Source organism: Streptomyces sp. NBC_00203 (genome assembly GCF_045206325.1).
Lineage (GTDB): Bacteria > Actinomycetota > Actinomycetes > Streptomycetales > Streptomycetaceae > Streptomyces > Streptomyces lutosisoli.
In genome coordinates this window covers 5,030,602-5,049,104 of record NZ_CP108126.1, presented here as the reverse complement: position 1 = coordinate 5,049,104, position 18,503 = coordinate 5,030,602, and the positions used below count along the sequence as shown (strand labels likewise).

Sequence of the window (18,503 nt, the reverse complement as noted above, 5' to 3'; positions counted from 1 at the left end):
GAGGGACGTACGCGAGCCCCCGCTTCCCTCCGGGAGCGGGGGCTTGCGGGAGTGCGGTTACTTCAGGCGGGAGGACGCGACGATCGAGACGATGTGCGCGGGGACGAGCAGCCAGACGATCGCCGTCACGGCTACGGTCGCGATCTTCGTCGCCGTCAGGTCGCCGAGCGCCAGGTCGACGACGGCCGTCACGAGCAGCAGGATGGTGCACTCGATGCCGTTGACCAGGCGGTGGAGGCCGACGGCCGAGGCGAGGCTGCGGACCCGGGCGAGGCCGCTGGAGCGCGGCACCACGGACTGGTCGGTGGCCTTCTCCATGCCGCTGTCCGAGCGGGCCACGTGGACCAGGTCGGAGGACGACTTCAGGAGCAGCACACCGATGGCCGCCGCCAGTCCGGCCACCAGGTAGGGGTCCAGGCCGAGTTCGGCGGCGCGGACGCCCATGCCGACCATGACGGCGGCGTCGGCGAGGTAGGCGCCGAGACGGTCCAGGTAGACACCGAGGGGGCTGAACTGGCGCCGCCAGCGGGCCATTTCGCCGTCCACGCAGTCCAGCAGCAGGTACAGCTGCATGAAGACGACGGAGAGTACGGCGCCGCCCAGGCCGGGGATGACCAGGGCCACCCCGGAGAGCACGCCCGCGAAGACCATCACCGTCGTGATCTGGTTCGGTGAGAAGCGCGTGCCCAGCATCAAGCGGGTCACCCGCAGGGAGAGCGCACGCATGTAGAGGCGGCCGGCCCAGTGCTCCGCCCTGCTCTCCAGCTTGCCCGCAGGGTGGATGACCTCGCGGAGTTCCTCTAGTTGGACCTTGGTCATGCGGCTTTCTCCCCTGGATCAATGTGCGTACAGGGAAGAGCATGACGGGGGCCCGGACGGCGGGCGTCGGCAGGGTGGATGTCCGGGGGATATCGGATGAGTGATGTCGTACGCGCGTACTACGGTGGCTCCCATGAACCACGTGATCCGTTCCATACGTGCCGACGAGTGGGCCAAGGTGAAGGAGCTCCGGCTCGACGCCCTGCGGGACCCCGTCGCGCATCTCGCGTTCCTTGAGTCGTACGAGGATGCCGCGGCCAGGCCCGACGCGTTCTGGCAGGAGCGGGCGGCCGGGGCGGCCGAGGGGACGACGGAGCGGCAGCAGTTCATCGCCGAGGACGCGGACGGGGTGTGGGGCGGATCCGTGGCCGTGCTGGTCGAGGAGGCCGGGGAGCGGGACTTCAACGACGTCGTGGTCGAGCAGCGCCAGGGGCACCTGGTGGGGGTCTATGTGCGGCCCGAGCACCGGGGGAGTGCGGTCGGTGTGACCGGGGCGCTCTTCGACGCCGCCCTTGAGTGGTCCTGGCGGATCGGGCTCGATCGCGTACGGCTCTTCGTGCACGAGAAGAACAGCCGGGCGGAGGCGTTCTACCGGAAGGCCGGGTTCGTGCCGAGTGGGCGGACCGTGGCGGCGCCGGGGGATTCCGGGGAGCTGGAGCTGGAGCTGGTGATCGAGCGGCCGGACGCCGGGGCCCGCTAGAGGGGGAGTTCGTACTGGGGCCAACGGGACCGCGCCTGCTCCTGGGAGCGGAGGAGAGCCAGCGTCGGCAGGCCCCGGTCCGCTCCCGTGGCCAGAAGGTCCGGGAGCTGGGGGAGCGGGGCCACGGCCGCGACGTCGTCCAGGACGAGCGTAAGTGGTGGGTCGAGGCGACCGGAGGATGACCGTTCGGCCATGCGCCGGCCGCGCTCGACCACGCTTGAGGCGAGGGCCGTCAGGAGCGGCATGGCGCCGGGGTTCGCCTTGGGGTCCTCGATGGGTTCACCGACCACATAAAGCGTGCCCCCTTCGTTCACAAAGGAATCCAAGGCGAGGCTGTCAGTTCGATTTGCAGTGCATGACTCGCGGATGTTGACCGTGAAGAGGGAGGACAGCGCGCGGGCCGTCAACTCCTGGGCGATGTCCCGGCGTTCGGTGTGCGAGGTGAGGGCGGCTTCGAGTTCGCCGGCGGCGCCCGATGCGGCCTTGGGGTTGGTACGGAGGGCTCGTACGGCGTCCTGGACCTGGGTGCCCTGGGCCCAGCGGTGGACGTGGCGGAAGGGTTTGCCCTCCACGGCGGCGGCGTGCAGATAGCTGCGCAGGAGCGTTTCCGCGACGTCTGCCATGGGCTGGTCGACCTTGGCGGTGGGGCGTACGGGGGCGAGGAGGGCGGTGGCTCTTGCTGCTGCCGTTGCCTTGTCCTCGCAGCCGGTTGATGGGGACCAGTGGAGGCGGGCCGGGGTGTCGCACAGGTGCGTGGGGTCGTAGAGGAGGACGGGGCCCAGTTTGGCTCTGGCGTCCTTGGTCTCCGACCACGTGGCGGGGTTCGAGGTGATGATGAGGGCGGGGCCCTCCGCGTCCCGTACGGCCTGGGTTGCGGTCGTGTGGCGGGATTCTGGCGGGGCCAGGACGACCGCGCCTGCGGTGCGGGTTTTTGCCCAACCGCCCACCCGTTTACCGTCAGTTGCAACGGGAGCCGTCGGAGCCGCGCCTTCGGCGCGGATGGTTTCCCACCCGCCCACCCGTTCACCGTCCGTTGCAGAGGGAGCCGTCCGAACAGCCGTCGTCGGCCGCGGCTCCTCCGCCTGCCTCGGCACCACCGGCATCACCGGCATCACCGGCGCCACCCCAGCCGTCGCCTCCGCCCGCCTCCGTGCCCTCCCCGCCCGCCACCGCGCCACCGTCCCCATCACGAACACCGTCAGCACCAGCAGCACCATCAGCTGGCCGATGAACAGGCCCCAGAAGAGGCCGTACCCGGAGAGCTGGGCGGCCGGGGTGGACGGCCAGGCGCCCGCCATGTCGTGCGGTTGGCCGATGAGGTGGCGCATGGCCAGGGGGGTGTGGGCGAAGGTGACGGCGTGTGGCCAGGCGCCGCGGGAGAACCAGCCCGCGAGGCCCGTCGCCGTCCACACCATCAGCGTCATGCCGAGGAGGAAGGCCAGTACCCCGACCAACAGCCCGTCGGGGATGCCGCCTTCCCCTTCGCGACGCCCGTCGCGCTGGTCCTGTCTCATCTCACGTCACCTCTCACGCCACCCCTCAGGCCACTGTGGACTCGGAGGAATCGTCCAGATCGCTGAGGTGCTGTTCCATGAAGGCCGCCGCCCGCTCCTCCGCCTCCAGTTCCGCGGCGCGCAGGGCGTCGTCGGCGAGGTGGTCGGCGGAGGACTCGGTCATGGCGCGGTCGGTGAAGACGAGGGGGCGTTCGGTCTCGGTGATCAGGTGTTTGACCACCTGCACGTTGCCGTTGACGTCCCACACCGCGATGCCGGGCGTGAGGGTGGGGATGATCTCCACCGCCCACCTGGGCAAGCCCAGCACCCGGCCCGTCGACCGTGCTTCGTCCGCCTTCTGGGCGTAGATCGTCCGTGTCGAGGCCATCTTCAGGATCGCCGCGGCCTCCTTCGCCGCCGCCCCGTCGACCACGTCCGACAAGTGGTGGACGACCGCGACGAAGGACAGGCCGAGGCGTCGGCCGAACTTCAGCAGGCGCTGGAAGAGCTGGGCCACGAAGGGGCTGTTGATGATGTGCCAGGCCTCCTCGACCAGGAAGATGCGCTTCTTCCGGTCGGGGCGGATCCACGTGTGCTCCAGCCAAACGCCCACGATCGCCATCAGGATCGGCATGGCGATCGAGTTCCGGTCGATGTGGGAGAGGTCGAAGACGATGAGGGGGGCGTCCAGGTCGATTCCGACCGTGGTGGGGCCGTCGAACATGCCCCTCAGGTCGCCGTCCACCAGGCGGTCCAGGACCAGGGCCACGTCCAGACCCCACGCCCGTACGTCGTCTATGGCGACGTTCATCGCCTCGGCCGACTCCGGCTCGGGGTGCCGTAGCTGCTCCACGATGTCGGTCAGCACCGGCTGGCGTTCGACGATCGTCTCGTTGACGTAGGCGTGCGCGACCTTCAGCGCGAAGCCGGACCGCTCGTCCAGGCCGTGGCCCATCGCGACCTCGATGATGGTGCGCAGCAGCGCCAGCTGGCCCGTCGTCGTGATCGCCGGGTCGAGCGGGTTGAGCCGGATGCCCATGTCCAGGGCAGCGGTCGGGTCGAGGCGGATAGGAGTTATCCCCAGCTCTTCCGCGATGAGGTTCCATTCGCCGACGCCGTCCTCGCCCTGCGCGTCGAGGACGACGACCTGCCGGTCACGGAACCTCAACTGCCGGAGTACGTACGTCTTCTCGAGCGCCGACTTGCCATTCCCCGACTCTCCGAGGACCAGCCAGTGCGGGGCCGGGAGCTGCTGTCCGTACAGCTGGAAGGGGTCGTAGATGTAGCCCTTCCCGGAGTACACCTCGCGGCCGATGATGACGCCCGAGTCGCCGAGGCCCGGGGCGGCGGTCGGCAGGTAGACCGCCTGGGCCTGGCCCGTGGACGTACGCACGGGGAGGCGGGTTGTCTCGACCTTGCCGAAGAGGAAGGACGTGAAGGCGTCCGTGGCGGCGGACAGCGGATCCCGCATCAGAGCATCAGCCCCATCAGAACATCAGCCCCTACCTGCGGATTCCGGTGGCGAACGGCAGTGTGTTGACGAAGGCCCGGTGGTGCTCGCGGTCGCACCACTCCAGCTTCAGATACGACTTGCCGGCCGAGGCGCGGATCGTACGTTTGTCGCGCGCGAGGGCTTCCGGCGAGCGGGAGGAGACGGTGATGTAACCGACCAGGTTGACGCCCGCCGCGCCGCTCGCGAGGTCCTCGCCGCGCTGGTCCAGGCGGTTGTGGGAGGCCACGTCACGGGGGTCGACGGTCCGGTTCATCTTGGCGGCGCGCGACGCCTCCGCCTCGTCGTTCGTCTTCTCCGTCAGCATGCGCTCGATGGCGACCTCGGTGGGTTCGAGGTCCATCGTGACGGCCACCGTCCGGATGACGTCCGGGGTGTGGACGAGGAGCGGGGCGAGGAAGTTGACGCCCACCGGGGTCATCGGCCACTCCTTCACCCAGGCCGTGGCGTGGCACCAGGGGGCGCGGGTGGAGGACTCGCGGGTCTTCGCCTGGAGGTAGGTGGGCTCCATGGCGTCGAGCTCGGCGGGCCAGGCGTTGCGCTTGGTCATCGCCTGGATGTGGTCGATCGGGTGGTCGGGGTCGTACATCGAGTGCACGAGGGAGGCGAGCCGCCCCTGACCGAGCGGCTGCCGTACGCGGATGTCGGCTTCCTGGAGCCGCGAGCAGATGTCCGTCAGCTCACGCGCCATGACGACGGCGAGACCCGCGTCCCGGTCCACCTTCTTGCCGCCCTGCGGCCGGGCCGCGCGGGCCATCGCCTGGGCCTCGGCGGCCAGCTCGCGCGAGTAGTGCATGCAGGCGACGAGATACGCGCGGTGCTGCTCGCTGCTAGTCGACACCATGGACTGGAGCTGGTCGTACGACTGCTGCACCCAGCCGGGGGCCCGCTCGTCGCCCCGTACGGAGACGTCCTTGGCGTGGGCGTCCGGGTCGGCGGGCAGGGTGCGCGCGAGCATCTGCAGCCGGGTCACGAAGCCGTCGCCGTTCGCGACGTGCTTGAGGAGGGTGCCGAAGCGGTCGACGAGGGCTTCCTGGTCCTCGCTGTCGCGCAGACCGACGCCCGGTCCCTCGATCTCGATGGCGGCCGTCACCGTGCGGCGGTCGGCGTGGAGGAGGACGGCGATCTCGTCAGGGCCGAAGGGGGCGGCGAGCCAGGAGATCCGTCCGATCCCCGGGGGCGGGCCGATCTCGATCTCCCGCCCGTCGACGCGCGTACCGGCCTCCATGACATTGCTGCGGTACGCCGTCCCCTGGCGCAGGCTCCGCTTGTAACTGCGGTTGATCTCGAACCACTTGTAGAACGTACGGCGCTTGTAGGGGACGTACACCGCGGCGAGCGCCAGCAGCGGGAACCCCATCAGCAGCACGATCCGCAGGGAGAGGACAGGGACGAGCAGGCCGCACATCATGCCCAGGAACGCGCCCCCGATGATGAGCGCGATCTCGCCGGACTCACGGTTCCGGCCGACGATCGCGTTCGGCCGGGCGCGGCCGATCAGATATGTACGGCGGGGCGTGACCGGATGGGACACGTGGGACTCGGTCGTCAACGCCCTTCACCTCCCGTGCGGTTGGGACTGCTGTTGCGGGTGTTGCTCGCGTGCGGGGTGTTGGCCGGGCTGGTACGCGGTGGGGGTGCGGCGGAGGGGACAGATCCGCCGCCTCCGTTCGGCGTACGTGTGCTGTGCGCGGCCACACCGCCGGACACCGGGTTGGCGGGGCGGGGCTGGTTGCCGCCGCCTCCGCCGCCGTTGTTGTCGGCGCGGGAGCTGTGGGTCTTGATGCCCTGCGCGACCAGGGTCGCCGGTGAGCTGATCACGGCCGCGGCCTTGCTCTCGGCACCCTGCATGATGCGGTTGTTGCGGGAGCCGGCGATCTCGTCGCCGAAGCCCGGTACGAAGCGGTAGATCATCGCGCTGGCGAAGATGGCGAGCAGGATGATGGCGAGGCCGGAGACCACGGCGGAGAACGCGTCCGGGCCGTTGTCGGTCGACAGCGCCCCCGCCAGCCCCAGCACGATCACGATCACCGGCTTCACCAGGATCACCGCGATCATGATCCCCGCCCAGCGGCGGACGTGGCCCCACAGGTTCTTGTCGACCAAGCCCGCGTACACGACGGTGCCGAGCAGCGCGCCGACGTAGAGGAGGGCGGCGCGGATGACGAGCTCCAGCCACAGCACACCCGCCGCGAGGATCGACACCAGCGACACCACGATGAGCATGATGGGGCCGCCGCCGATGTCCTCGCCCTTGTTCAGCGCGCCGGAGAAGGTCCCGAAGAACGAGTCGGTCTGGTTGCCGGTCGTCTTGGCGAGAACCTCGGTGACACCATCGGTCGCCGACACGACGGTGTAGAGGATCAGCGGGGTGAAGGCGCTCGCCAGCACCGTCAGCCACAGGAAACCGATCGCCTCGGAGAGCGCGGTGGTGAGGGGGACACCTCGCACCGCCCTCTTCGCCACGGCCAGCAGCCACAGGAGCAGGGTCAGGATCGTCGACGCCGCGAAGACCACCGCGTACTGCTGGAGGAACTTGGGGTTCGTGAAGTCGACGTTCGCTGTGTCGTTCACGGCGGCGGAGAGCTTGTCGACGGTCCAGGAGGCGGCGTCGGCGCAGCCCTTTGCGAGGGAGGAGAGGGGGTCGAGGGTGGAGGTGAGGCTGGGGTCGGTGGTGCTTCCGGAGCCGCCGCTTCCCTTGTCGCTCTTGCAGTACTGCTTGGCGGGACCGATCAGCAGGCCGCACGGGTCCTTCGAGGTGGACGGCGACGGCGTCGGGGATGGCGCCGCGGCGGCACGGGTGGCCAGCAGTACAGCCGTGGTCTGTACGGCGGCTACGACGGCCGTGAGTTTGAGGATGTGGCTTCGGCTACCGGGCATACGTGAACCCTCCGTACTCCTCGATGGCCTTGCTGATCTCGTCGGAGGTGGCGGCCTTGTCGTCGCCCGGGACCGGGGCGGGGCCGTCCTTCTGGGAGTCCGTCACGATCTTCCAGTCACCGCTGTCCCACTGGAGCTCGAAGGTCCACGTCTTCCAGGTCGAGCTGACGGGATCGGTCGAGGTCTGGGCGGACATACCGATGAGCCCCATGTACCAGACCGAGACCTTGGCGGAGCTGTCGCTGGACTGCTGGACCTTGGTGCCGACCGGAATCGTGCGCGAGACGAAGGTGCTGCCTGCCGGCGGATTGCCGTCCGCGTCGAGCCCCAGCTTGCTGAGGAAGTCCGCCGAGTACGCCTGGTCCATCGGACCCTGGAGCTGGCCGGCGGCAGCGGACGTATAGATGGTGTTGACGATGTCGTGCCGAGTGGCCGTCTTGAACATGCCCGTCGAACCCAACGCCACCGCATAGTTCGCCGCAGCGCTCTGCGCCCCCTGCGCGCTGTGCGCGAACCCCGCCGGAATACCCGCCGCCTTCGAATCCACCGGGCGCTCCCCGGAAGCCGCCGTGGGCGAGGTCTTGGTCTTGTCGCTGTCTCCGCTGCCCGAACCCGAAGAGGAGTCGTCCCCACGGTTCGCGAAGGCGATGGCGGCGATCAGGAGGACGACGACGCCGACGACCGTGATCAGGCTCCGTGAGGAAGACCCGCGGCCGCGCCGCGCACCGCCGTAGACGTCGCCCGTGCGGTCGGGATAGCGGGTGCGTGTCTGCCCGGAACCCCCGTACCCCCCGTCGTCACCGCGCGCGCCGTCGCCGGGTTCGTCACCGAGACTCATGCCGCGTACGCCCCCTCAACCTCTCGCTGAACCAAGTAGTACGACGGTAGCCGTGCTGGTTCCCGCGCGGGCGCGGTGTGGTGACTCGACATCAGGGAAACGCAACCTCAGCCGGTGGGCACGACGGACAGGTGGGTCGGAGGGGAGAGGGATCCGGGCGCGCCCGGCCGGGTGCGGGGGTGTCGGACACCCCCTGGACCGCTACACCGCCATGCCGTACACGATGGTGAAGAGCGTGCCGAGGGATCCGATGATGAAGACTCCGGTGAGGCCCGCGATGATGAGGCCCTTGCCCTGTTCGGCGCTGAAGGTGTCGCGGAGGGCGGTCGCGCCGATGCGCTGCTTGGCGGCGCCCCAGATCGCGATGCCGAGGCAGAGCAGGATGGCGACCGCCATCACGACCTCGATCATCACCTTCGCCTCGTTGCCGAGGCTGCCGAAGGGACCCCAGTCCGGAGCGATCCCGCCGATGATCGTGGTGATGTCGCCCTTATCGGCTGCGAAAAGCATGTAAGTCACCGCCCCTAGTGGGTAGTTCTGCACCCTCTGCCACTGCGCGCAGAGGTCGGGCCCATTCTCGCCGACAAAGACGCCGTCGTATGTCGACTTGGCGTCATTGATTGGCGGGTTTCGTACGAATCCCTTGCCACCGGCTTACGCGGGACCCTGGCGGGAGGCGTGTGACGGTATGCGGGGGGTCGTATGGTCACTCTGTGTATCACGGCCGGTCACGCCGGGCAATGAAGTCGGAGCGGAACCTGTGGTGTGGTTCCGTCGTTAACCCCTTCTACGCGGCGCACGCCCCGCCCGCCTCGTAGCCATGCCGCACGCCTGTCCCGTTTCTGACGGGCCGTCGCGCCGATGTCCAGCCGATGTCCAAAGGCTATCCCGCTGTCTCCCGGCACGGGAAAACGGGCCGCGGCTGGTTGCCGCGACCCGTTCCAGGTGCTGCCGGGGATCCCCACATGACCCCGGCGGCCCCCCGCTCCCAGGAGGTCAGCCGGTGAAGGCCGCGACCCCCTCAGGGGTGCCCCAGCCGGTCGGGCCGTCGTAGCCGGACGTGGCGGTGCAGAGGTAGCTGGTGGTGCAGGTGCCGTTGTTGCCCGAGGTCACGTCGTTGAGTGCCGAGGTGCCGGCCGCCGTGTACGGGAACTTCGCCGGGTAGGAACTGGTGGACGGGGTGCCCGCGAGGGCGTAGACGCCCGCGATGATGGGCGACGAGGCGCTCGTTCCGCCGAAGGTGTACCAGCCCGCCGTGATGCCGTACGAGTCGTAGACCGCGACGCCGGTGGCCGGGTCGGCGACCGCCGAGACGTCGGCGATCGTGCGCTTGGTGCAGCCGGTGTCGGTCTGCCAGGACGGCTTCGGGTCGTACGCGGAGCAGCCGGAGCCGGTGCCTTCGGTGCTGCTGGTCTTCCAGACCGTCTCGGTCCACCCGCGGGTGGTGGAGGTGGCCTTGGTCAGCGCGGTGCCGCCGACGGCGGTGACGTACTGCGAGGCGGCGGGCCATTCGGCGCCGTAGCCGCTGTCACCCGAGCTGACGGTGATGGCGACACCCGTGTGCTTGAAGTACGAGGTGTCGTACGTCGTGTCGGAGGAGGACTCGGAGGCGCCGTAGCTGTTGGAGACGTACTTCGCGCCCAGCGTCACCGCCTCGTTGACGGCGGTGCCGAGGTTCGCGATGGTGGCGGACTTGGCCTCGACGAGCAGGATGTTGCAGTTCGGGCAGATGGCGCTGGCCATGTCGAGGTCGAGGGAGATCTCCTCGGCCCAGCCGGTGTTGCTGGACGGCAGCGAGGTCGTCGAGCCGGTCTGGCTGACCTTCTTGAAGCAGCCGTTGGCGGTGGTGCACGCCGACAGGCCGTAGTACGAGCGGTAGGTCGCGAGGTCCGCCTCGGCGTTGGGGTCGTTGTACGCGTCGACGATGGCGATGGTCTCGCCCGAGCCGTTGGAGGCGGCGGCCGACGTCAGACCGTACGCGGCCTGGAGGTCCGTCGGACCGAAGCCGGACGGGGTGGAGGCGTCTGCGGCCTTGGGGGTGACGCCCTTGGCGTACGCCTTCTCCGACATGTACTCGGTGACGCCGCTGGTGACGCGCTTGGCGTTACAGGCCGCGACGTCCGCCTTCGTAGGCGTGGCGCACGCCTTGGTCCAGCTGACGTGGGGGGTGACCTTCGCGACGCGGGACGCCTGGGCGTCCGCGCTGCCGGCGCTGCCGAATCCGGCGAGGACGAGGGCGGCGGTGCCGAGGGCGGCCGCGCCTATCCGGCCGAGGCGGCGGCTACCGCTCGCGGACGGTCTTTGGGGGTGTGTGGTGCGCAACGTACAGCCTCCTGGAAGTGGTTGACAGGGGCAGTGCAGGTGCGCCGCCGGTACGAGGTCCCCGGCGGTGGGCCGAGCGGCCCGCGGATGACCATCCCTTGTTGAGTACGTGACAACAAGAGGCTTATGGAATCCTTACTTCCGCCATACCGAAGCGGGCCTTCACGTGACTTCTCCATGGCCGCCGGATGGCTTGGAGGTGGTTGACGCTTGACTCAACTCACAGCCGTTTCAAGGGAATTGAACAGCTCGTCAGTAAGGCGAAACCGGTGGTCATGGCGCCGGAAACGGACTCGGGGGGAGTAGAACGGGCCGCGCGGACAGGAGGCGGACAGGGGAACGGGCCGCGGCTGGTTGCCGCGGCCCGTTTCAGATGCCGCCGGGGTATCCCCACATACCTTCCTCGGCGGCACCCGCTCGGTGCTCGGAGGTCGATGTCAGCCGGTGAAGGCGTCGATGCCCTCCGGGGTGCCCCAGCCGGTCGGGCCGTCGTAGCCGGACTTCGCGGTGCAGAAGTAGCTCGTGGTGCAGGAGCCGTTGCTGCCGCTGGTCACGTCGTTGAGGGCGGAGGTGCCGGCCGCGGCGTACGGGTACTTGGCCGGGTAGTCGCTGCTGCCCGGGGTGCCGGCGAGGGCGTACACGGACGCGATGATCGGGGCCGAGGCGCTGGTGCCGCCGTAGGTGTTCCAGCCGGTGCCGTCGGAGCCGTAGCTGTCGTAGACGGAGACTCCGGTCGCCGGGTCGGCGACGGCCGAGACGTCGGAGATCATACGCTTCGAGCAGCTCGCGTCGGTCTGCCAGGTGGGCTTCGCGTCGTACGAGGAGCAGCCGGAGCCGGTGCCCTCGGTGCTGCTGGTGTTCCAGACGCTCTCGGTCCAGCCGCGGCTGTTGGAGGACGTGGACAGCTTGGTGCCGCCGACCGCGGTGACGTACTTGGAGGCGGCCGGGTACTCGGCGCCGTAGCCCTCGTCGCCGGCGGAGACGGTGATGGCGACGCCCGCGTGGTTGAAGTACGAGGAGTCGTACGAGGTGTCGGAGGAGGACTCCGAGCCGCCGTAGCTGTTGGAGACGAACTTCGCGCCCTTGGTGACCGCGCGGTTCACCGCGGTGCCGAGGTTGGCCATCGAGGACGACTTGGCCTCGACGAGGAGGATGTTGCAGTTCGGGCAGATGGCGCTGGCCATGTCGAGGTCGAGGGAGATCTCGCCGGCCCAGCCGCTGTCGGCGGTGGGGAGGGAGGTCGTCGAACCGGTCTGACTGACCTTGCTGAAGCAGCCGTTGGCGGTGGTGCAGGCGGAGAGGCCGTAGTACGAGCGGTAGGTCGCGAGGTCGGCCTCGGCGTTCGGGTCGTCGTACGCGTCCACGATCGCGATGGTCTCGCCGGAGCCGTTGGAGGAGGCGGCGTCGGTCAGGCCGTACGCCGACTGGAGGTCGCTCGGGCCGTAGCCGGTGGGGGTCGCGGAGGCGGCGTTCGGCTTGACGGTCTTGGGGGCGATGCCCTTCTTGGCGGCCTGCTCCTCCTGGAAGGCGGTGGTGCCGCTGGTGACGCGCAGGGCGTTGCAGGAGGCGTAGCCCTTCTTCGGGGTCGCGTCACACTGCGAGGTGTACTTCACGTGGGCCTTGGCGACCTGGGCGGCGATGGCCTTGGCGCTGACTGCCTTCGGAGTAACGGGGGTTGCCGCGCTCGCGTGGACGGCGGTGCCGAGACCGCCGATCACGAGGGCGGCGGTGGCGAAGGCGGAGGCGCCTATTCGTCGCCAACTAGCCTGTGTGGTCGATCTGTTGGTGCTGGTTGTGGGGGGTGCGGTACGCAACGTACAGCCTCCTGAGAGTGGTTGACAGGGGCAGTGCGGGTGCTGCGCGGCGCCGGTGCTGTGTCCCCGGCGGCGGGGCCGTGTGACCCGCGTAGACCTTCTCCTTGTTGAGTGCGTGACAACAAGAGAGATCTGGAATCCTGACTTCCGCCTTACCGAACCGAGGTGATCGACATACCCCGCAATGGGCTCTCGATGGCCGGAAGCTGACGGTGGCTTGACTTGGGGCGCGGGGGCGCGGGCTTCCTGAACGGTGCCGTTGGGGCCGCCCGCTTCTTGGCAGTGTCGTGCTTCCGCGAGCCGAGTAAAGGGCGCTCCGCTGCGCTACGCGTCGGCTGCGCCGATTCCGCTTCGCTCCACCCTTGACTCGGCCCGCTCCAGCACGGGGGAGAAGCGAGCGGGCGGCCGGGGGTGAGGGGTCCCCGGGTGGGTTTCCGGCGGCCGGGGGTGAGTCGTTGCCCGGGGTTGGTGGGGCGCGGTCGCGCCTCGCCGGCACGCCGGGTGGGTTTGGCGGCGAGCGGTGAGTGGGGTGGCGCGTTCGGCGGTGGGGGCACGCCGGGCTGGCTTAGCGGCGAGCGGCCGGTGGGCCGTGGGGAAAGGGGACTGGAAGGGGGCGGAGGGTGCCGGAGGGTGCCGGAGGGGGGTGATTGGCAGATCTGTTCCAGCGGGAGGCAGGACTAGGCAGGAGTACGTGGGTGGAGCGGGGCCCTGCGTGGAACGGATCTGCCAATCGCCGCCTCATTCAGTGGAACCGGGCGGAAGCAGGGGGCGCGGTCGGCGGACAGGACCGACGTGCCCACACCGAGGCGGCGAGTGCGCGCACCCCAGCAGCCCACTCAGGGTTGGCCGCCGAGTGCACCCGGCGTGCCCCCGGTCGCCGGATGCGCCGCCCCACCGGCCGTTCGCCGCTAAGCCGGCCCGGCGTGCCGGCGAGGCGCGATCGCGCTCGATCGGCCGGGGGTGGCCGGTCACCCCCGAGTGCCGGGAGCCCACCTGGGAACCCCTCACCCCTGGGCCGCCCGCTCGCTTCTCCCCCGTGCTGGAGCGCCCCGAGTCAAGGGTGGCCCGGAGGGCCATCGCCGAAGGCGACGCGTAGCGCCCTTTACTCGGGGCGTGGAAGCACGACACTGGCCATGAAGCGGGCGGTCCCGACGGTTACTTCACGAGCGGGGTTCAGCAGGGGCCGAGGGTTCCTCGTCCTCCAGGCCCTCTACGAAGTGGTCGAACTCGCCTGCCTGTACGCCCAGTACGAAGGCGTCCCACTTCTTCTGGGTGGTCGTGACGACGTTCTCCGGGTCGCTGGTCTCGCGGATGTAGACCAGGTCGTTGTCTCCGAAGGCGAGTTCGATCCAGGGGCCGGGGCCCGTCGCGTCGTCCGGGGCGGCGCGGACCCAGTCGAGGTTCGGGGGGACTTCAGCCACGGTGCGGGGTCTCCTTCAGTACGTGGATGAGGGCGCCGAAGGCGCGGGGAGTGGCCCCGAGTATCGCTCGGGTCGGGTCGCTGCTTTCGGTGAGTTGGATCGTGCCGGCGGTGTCTGTGGCGACGTGCACGCAGGAGTTGCCCTGGGCGCAGTAGGACGACTTCTGCCAGGTGAGCTTGGGCATCTTCGCTTCCTTCACAGGTCCTGGATGACTTTGTGGATGAAGTCCCGTGAACGGGCGGGCGACAGTGCCGTGGCCTCCATGCGGTCGAGCAGGACGCGGTACTTGTCGAGCTGGGCCTCGGAGTCGAGGAACACCGGGCCGTGGGACTGGTCCAGGTTCACCGTGTCGAGTTGCGGCACCGGGCCCCCGGAGTAGTAGATCGACTGCCCCGAGCCGGGGAAAGTCCCGGCGTCGAACGGGATGACGTGGACGGTGATGTGCGGCTGTTCGGCCATGTTCAAGAGGTGCTTGAGCTGCGTCCCTGTCACGGAGGGGCCGCCGAACTTCATGCGTAGGGCGGCCTCGTGGATGATCGCCTGGTGTGGTGTCGGGGAGTCCCGGTAGAGAACTGCTTGCCGCTTGACGCGGAACGACACCCGGTGCTCGATGTCCGGGGGTGACATCTCGGGTACGTCCTGGCGGAAGATTTCGCGGGCGTAGTCCGTGGTCTGGAAGAGGCCGGGGATATGCACCGTGACGGCGGTGCGCAGCATCGTGGCGTGGTGCTCCACCTCGGCGAGATCGAGCAGTACGGCGGGCAGGATCTCGCGGTACTCCTCCCACCAGCCGCGTGTGCGTTCGGTGGCCATTTCGCTGAGTGCCTCTACGAGGGGCTTGTCCCCGCAGTCGTAGTGGCAGGCCAGCGTGCGCACCCGCTCGGGGCTCACCCCGGCGCGTCCCGCTTCGACGTTGCTGATCTGGTTCTGCTGTACGCCCAGCAGCTTGCTGGCCTGGGTGGAGGTCAGCCCGGCCCGCTCCCGGAGCTTGCGCAACTCGGTACCCAACCGGAGTTGACGACCCGTCGGGTTGCTTCTCACGGGATGGCCCGCCTCTCTCGTACCGCAGATCACCCACATGGGTGATTGATCAGCATTTTCACGGAAACTGTGTAAGACCTTTTATGTGCGCCGCTACTTTATAACTCGGGCCCCCACTCAGAAGCACCCCGCTCGACGGAGCGGCATGGTCACTGAGCAACCACCCAACTCCCCACCGTGATTGGAGACTTCCATGGCCACCGTATCCCCGCCCTGGTCCTACACCCTCCAACTCCCGCACGATCCCCGAGCCCCAGGCATCGCCAGGGCCACCCTCCGTACCGTCCTCGCCGCCCACGGGCTCACCGAACTCACCCCCACCGCCGAGCTGTTGGCGTCCGAGCTGCTCACCAACGCGCACCTGCACACCAAGGGGCCGTACGCCCTGCGACTCCACGCGGCGGAGCCGGACCGGCTCATGGTCGCCGTGTGGGACACGGATCCGAGAGTGCCGCCCGGCTTCGCGGAGAAGGGCGCCCCCGTCCTCGTACCCCCGGAGGGCGCCGAGCATGGTCGTGGGCTGCACCTCGTGCGGGCCTGTGCGGATGCGTGGGGCGTGTCCGTGTTGCGGGAGCTGGGGGCGTCGAAGGGGGGCAAGTTGCTGTGGGCCGAGTGTGCGCATGTGCCGAAACCGGGGACGGCGTAGGTGGGTGATCGGCATGCTGGACGGCTATGGGGGTTGAACCGGAGAGTGGTGGGGGCGCCGGTGGGGTGCGGGGGTTCTTCGCGCGGTTTCGGGACAGCCGGGGTCAGTTGTTGGTGGCCACGGCCGGCTGTCTGATCGCAGGGATCGTGTTGATCTGGCCGTACGCGCAATCGGCGGATGCGGGGGGTCGCGTGTCCGCGGAACTCTCCGGGAGCTCGGTGGTAGGCGGGCCGTCACTTTCCAACGGGCAGACGACGCAAGTGCGCCTGGAGGTGCCCGAGGGGAATACGGGGCTGCGGCTGCCCCTCCGTCTGCGTAACCCCCGGCCTGCCGACTGCCTGGCGGACGGGACGGTGGACATCTACGGGGTGTCCGGGACGTTCGATCCTTACTGGCATACCAGTACCCAAGCTGAGTCGGCCGTCGCGGAGACGGTGCGGATCAAGGAGTCGACCAGACTCGTGGTCCTGTCCGTCCGGCTCAGGACACTGGACGACTGCCAGGTCGACGTCTTGGTGGCGCCGTACCGGGCGGTCCAATGGAAGTCGTCCCTGACCATCTGGCACCTCTCGGGCCTGTCCTTTGGGATGGTGCTGCTGATGGCGGCCGGGATCTTCGGACTCCGGTACTTCAGGCTCGTCCGGCCGGTGACGCGCCGGGAACAGTCCCCCGACTGGGAACCCCGAGCCCGCCTCCGCACCGCCGAGGACCGTCTCGAAGAAGCCCTCCGTCGGCCGGCCCCCCGGCCGTCGCCCGAGCCCGAAGACGAAGCCGAGCCCGACGGCGGGCAGCCCCAGGAACAGGACCTCGCTCTCCCCGCCCTCTGGTCCGTCACCAACGCCCGGCTGGAGCTCTACCACCGCATCGCCACCGGGCAGGCGTCCGCGTCGTTCCGTAACGCCCAGACCGCCATGTGGACGGGATTTGTCCTGCTGGGCGCGTTCACCGTGGCGGCGGCCTTCGCGCGGAACACCACGGCCAGCATCGTCGCGGGAGCCCTCGGCGTGACGTCGGCCGGGCTTGCGGGATACGTGAGTCGAACCTTTGTGCGGTCTCAGGAGAGCGCGGCCGGACATCTGAGGGCATACTTTGATCAGCCGCTGGAGTTCTCCCGGTACCTCGCCGCGGAGCGGCTCATCGCCGACGCTGAGCTGACCAGTGAGCAACGTGCCGAGATCCTCGCCAGCCTGGTACGGGCGATGGTCGCGCCCGAGGGTTCGGCGAGCGGTCCGGCGCCGGCCGCGGATTCGGGTGCGGGTTCTGGTGCGGGTACGGGTACGGGTACGAACGGGGATGCCCGTCAGGAGCCGTCCAGCCAATAGGGCCCTCATAGGTGATTCTTAGTGTGGTCTCAGAGTTTTTCTCACGTGCCTGCGGCAGGGTGAGGGGCGATGAAACGCACCATCCGTCCCCCTGGCATCCGTCGGCACGCCCTGCTCGGTGCGGTCGTGCTGCTGGCGGCCGTCACGTCCTCCTCCGTGGCGGCCGCGGATGCCGGTCCGGGACCGTTCGGCGTGACCGCGCGGGCCGTGACCAACGACCGGACCGCCCGCGTGGGCGCGCTGTTCCACGGGAGCGGCGGGCACTTCTGTACCGCCTCCGTCGTGCACAGCGCCGGGCGGGATCTCATCGTGACCGCCGCGCACTGCGTCGACGGGGGCGGGACCCTGCGCTTCGCGCCCGGGTACCGGGACGGGAAGGCGCCGTACGGGTACTGGGAGGTCCAGGGGACCTTCGTGCCCGAGGGGTGGACGAGCGAGCAGGACGAGGACACCGATGTGGCCTTCGCCGTCCTCGCGGAGAAGGACGGGAAGGGCGTTGAGGACGTCGTCGGGGGCGGGAACGTCTTCGCCTCCGGGCGCGCCACCGGGTCGACCGCCGTCACCGTCACCGGATACCCCAACACCCTCGAAACGCCCATCACCTGCACCAACAAGCCCACCGCCCACAGCCGTACGCAGCAGCGCATCGAGTGTCCCGAGTTCGCCGGGGGGACGAGTGGCAGCCCCTGGGTGAACGGTGACGGGGAAGTCGTCGGCATCATCGGCGGGCACCAGCAGGGTGGGGACACCGACGACGTCTCGTTCAGCGTCGTCTTCGGGGCCGAGGAAGCGGCGCTCTACCGTCAGGCCGAGCTCGCTTCACAGTGACGTGAGCGTGTGTGTCGGTACCCCTCCGCCCGGCACATCCGTGTCCCGCCGGTGAGCGAGCGTATCGGCGCACGTCATGTCAGACTGAACAGCAGAGAACGTCGTGCGGGTTGGGGTTGGAAGTCCGTGATCGGACGCCGCCACCTACCGGAGCCTTTCTGCTGCACCGGTGACCCGCGAACCCTCTTCAGCACACTCGCCTTGGCAGGACGTGTCACCACGCGTGCCTGGTTCCAGAGGGAGGAAGCCTGAGATGACGATGACGAAGACCAACACCAAACGGGGGGTCCCTCCGCGTGTGCGCACGACGATGGATCTGGGGGATGAGCACTCCGTACAGATCCTTGAGTTCGCCTCCGGAATCCGGGCGATCGTGGAGGGCGGTCGCGCGATCGACCAAGCCCCCTCCCTTGAGGGCAAGGCCGACGCACCACCCGAGGCAGGGACCCAATCCGCCGGCGAGCGCACCGGCACTGAAGAGCCGACACTTCGCACGACGGATGAACAGACCTGGTTCCGCGAAAACTTCTGCAATGCCGCCCAGGCATGCGTACAAGGATGGGACTGGGCGGTCGTCCAGTCGGGACGTGCCGTCGGCAGCGGGGTCGGAATAGGGCTCGTCGGTTCGGAGGGAACCAGCAACGCCACTCTGGCGGTCGACCTGTGGGAATGCAGCGGTACCGACTGCTACTGGGTCGAGAACTGGCGGGGACTCATCGTCCCGGGTCACTGGGTCTCGGCGACCACGACGGCGCCTGACCACAAGTACCTGCGCTGGCGTCTCGACGGCGCCGGTGGCGGCACCCAGGTCAGTCTGGCTGCCAAGTACTGACCGCGCAGAGCTGCCGAGACCGGACCGGAAGGTGTGT

General features: G+C 69.2%; 17 protein-coding genes. 5 read left to right on the top strand and 12 right to left on the bottom strand.

The window, feature by feature from the left end:
* Nucleotides 1-57: 57 nt before the first annotated feature.
* Complete coding sequence (locus tag OG975_RS22685; protein ID WP_406331178.1) at nucleotides 58-819, bottom strand: CDP-alcohol phosphatidyltransferase family protein; 762 nt, start codon at nucleotides 817-819, stop codon at nucleotides 58-60.
* A 133-nt stretch (nucleotides 820-952) separates the two neighbouring features.
* Here OG975_RS22685 and OG975_RS22680 point away from each other — a divergent pair, with 133 nt between their 5' ends.
* The gene (locus OG975_RS22680) at nucleotides 953-1,519 is read left to right on the top strand and encodes a GNAT family N-acetyltransferase (RefSeq protein WP_406331176.1); all 567 of its coding nucleotides are present in this window, start codon (nucleotides 953-955) and stop codon (nucleotides 1,517-1,519) included.
* Here OG975_RS22680 and OG975_RS22675 read toward each other — a convergent pair.
* The 11 genes from OG975_RS22675 to OG975_RS22625 form a co-directional block, all read right to left on the bottom strand.
* Entirely contained in the window at nucleotides 1,516-3,033 is a 1,518-nt protein-coding gene (locus OG975_RS22675) for a type IV secretory system conjugative DNA transfer family protein (protein ID WP_406331175.1), read from the bottom strand. The genes OG975_RS22680 and OG975_RS22675 overlap by 4 nt on opposite strands.
* A gap of 25 nt (nucleotides 3,034-3,058) precedes the next feature.
* Nucleotides 3,059-4,483, bottom strand: coding sequence for an ATP-binding protein (locus tag OG975_RS22670; protein ID WP_406331174.1), 1,425 nt, complete (start codon nucleotides 4,481-4,483; stop codon nucleotides 3,059-3,061).
* Between the two features lie 31 nt (nucleotides 4,484-4,514).
* The gene (locus tag OG975_RS22665) at nucleotides 4,515-6,074 is read right to left on the bottom strand and encodes an SCO6880 family protein (protein ID WP_406331173.1); all 1,560 of its coding nucleotides are present in this window, start codon (nucleotides 6,072-6,074) and stop codon (nucleotides 4,515-4,517) included.
* On the bottom strand, nucleotides 6,071-7,402 hold the full coding sequence (locus tag OG975_RS22660) for a hypothetical protein (RefSeq protein WP_406331172.1): 1,332 nt from the start codon (nucleotides 7,400-7,402) through the stop codon (nucleotides 6,071-6,073). The genes OG975_RS22665 and OG975_RS22660 overlap by 4 nt, the downstream gene beginning before the upstream one ends.
* Entirely contained in the window at nucleotides 7,392-8,240 is an 849-nt protein-coding gene (locus OG975_RS22655) for a hypothetical protein (RefSeq protein ID WP_406331171.1), read from the bottom strand. The genes OG975_RS22660 and OG975_RS22655 overlap by 11 nt, the downstream gene beginning before the upstream one ends.
* Nucleotides 8,241-8,441: 201 nt before the next feature.
* On the bottom strand, nucleotides 8,442-8,750 hold the full coding sequence (locus OG975_RS22650; protein WP_028804304.1) for a hypothetical protein: 309 nt from the start codon (nucleotides 8,748-8,750) through the stop codon (nucleotides 8,442-8,444).
* A gap of 486 nt (nucleotides 8,751-9,236) precedes the next feature.
* Nucleotides 9,237-10,562, bottom strand: coding sequence for a peptidase S8 (locus tag OG975_RS22645; RefSeq protein WP_406331169.1), 1,326 nt, complete (start codon nucleotides 10,560-10,562; stop codon nucleotides 9,237-9,239).
* 437 nt (nucleotides 10,563-10,999) lie between these two features.
* Complete coding sequence (locus OG975_RS22640; RefSeq protein ID WP_406331167.1) at nucleotides 11,000-12,376, bottom strand: peptidase S8; 1,377 nt, start codon at nucleotides 12,374-12,376, stop codon at nucleotides 11,000-11,002.
* Nucleotides 12,377-13,536: 1,160 nt separating this feature from the next.
* Nucleotides 13,537-13,797 carry a DUF397 domain-containing protein gene (locus tag OG975_RS22635; RefSeq protein ID WP_369260454.1) on the bottom strand — a complete coding sequence of 87 codons (261 nt, stop codon included), beginning with the start codon at nucleotides 13,795-13,797 and terminating at the stop codon, nucleotides 13,537-13,539.
* Nucleotides 13,790-13,981: a DUF397 domain-containing protein gene (locus OG975_RS22630; RefSeq protein ID WP_406331166.1), complete on the bottom strand. Its 192-nt coding sequence runs from the start codon at nucleotides 13,979-13,981 to the stop codon at nucleotides 13,790-13,792. Before OG975_RS22630 ends, OG975_RS22635 begins: the two co-directional genes overlap by 8 nt.
* 11 nt (nucleotides 13,982-13,992) lie before the next feature.
* The gene (locus OG975_RS22625) at nucleotides 13,993-14,838 is read right to left on the bottom strand and encodes a helix-turn-helix domain-containing protein (RefSeq protein ID WP_406331165.1); all 846 of its coding nucleotides are present in this window, start codon (nucleotides 14,836-14,838) and stop codon (nucleotides 13,993-13,995) included.
* Nucleotides 14,839-15,031: 193 nt separating this feature from the next.
* Between OG975_RS22625 and OG975_RS22620 the strand changes: the two genes are divergently transcribed.
* The 4 genes from OG975_RS22620 (at nucleotide 15,032) to OG975_RS22605 (ending at nucleotide 18,466) form a co-directional block, all read left to right on the top strand.
* Entirely contained in the window at nucleotides 15,032-15,484 is a 453-nt protein-coding gene (locus OG975_RS22620) for an ATP-binding protein (protein WP_406331164.1), read from the top strand.
* A gap of 272 nt (nucleotides 15,485-15,756) precedes the next feature.
* Complete coding sequence (locus OG975_RS22615; protein WP_406331163.1) at nucleotides 15,757-16,806, top strand: hypothetical protein; 1,050 nt, start codon at nucleotides 15,757-15,759, stop codon at nucleotides 16,804-16,806.
* Nucleotides 16,807-16,875: 69 nt separating this feature from the next.
* Entirely contained in the window at nucleotides 16,876-17,634 is a 759-nt protein-coding gene (locus tag OG975_RS22610) for a trypsin-like serine peptidase (protein ID WP_406331162.1), read from the top strand.
* A 253-nt stretch (nucleotides 17,635-17,887) separates the two neighbouring features.
* The gene (locus tag OG975_RS22605) at nucleotides 17,888-18,466 is read left to right on the top strand and encodes a hypothetical protein (protein WP_406331161.1); all 579 of its coding nucleotides are present in this window, start codon (nucleotides 17,888-17,890) and stop codon (nucleotides 18,464-18,466) included.
* The last annotated feature ends 37 nt before the right edge of the window (nucleotides 18,467-18,503 follow it).

Coding starts and splice junctions, on each gene's coding strand:
- OG975_RS22685 (WP_406331178.1), bottom strand. CDS start 819: ATGACCAAGGTCCAACTAGAGGAACTCCGCGAGGTCATCCACCCTGCG.
- OG975_RS22680 (WP_406331176.1), top strand. CDS start 953: ATGAACCACGTGATCCGTTCCATACGTGCCGACGAGTGGGCCAAGGTG.
- OG975_RS22675 (WP_406331175.1), bottom strand. CDS start 3,033: ATGAGACAGGACCAGCGCGACGGGCGTCGCGAAGGGGAAGGCGGCATC.
- OG975_RS22670 (WP_406331174.1), bottom strand. CDS start 4,483: ATGCGGGATCCGCTGTCCGCCGCCACGGACGCCTTCACGTCCTTCCTC.
- OG975_RS22660 (WP_406331172.1), bottom strand. CDS start 7,402: ATGCCCGGTAGCCGAAGCCACATCCTCAAACTCACGGCCGTCGTAGCC.
- OG975_RS22655 (WP_406331171.1), bottom strand. CDS start 8,240: ATGAGTCTCGGTGACGAACCCGGCGACGGCGCGCGCGGTGACGACGGG.
- OG975_RS22650 (WP_028804304.1), bottom strand. CDS start 8,750: ATGCTTTTCGCAGCCGATAAGGGCGACATCACCACGATCATCGGCGGG.
- OG975_RS22630 (WP_406331166.1), bottom strand. CDS start 13,981: ATGCCCAAGCTCACCTGGCAGAAGTCGTCCTACTGCGCCCAGGGCAAC.
- OG975_RS22620 (WP_406331164.1), top strand. CDS start 15,032: ATGGCCACCGTATCCCCGCCCTGGTCCTACACCCTCCAACTCCCGCAC.
- OG975_RS22610 (WP_406331162.1), top strand. CDS start 16,876: ATGAAACGCACCATCCGTCCCCCTGGCATCCGTCGGCACGCCCTGCTC.
- OG975_RS22605 (WP_406331161.1), top strand. CDS start 17,888: ATGACGATGACGAAGACCAACACCAAACGGGGGGTCCCTCCGCGTGTG.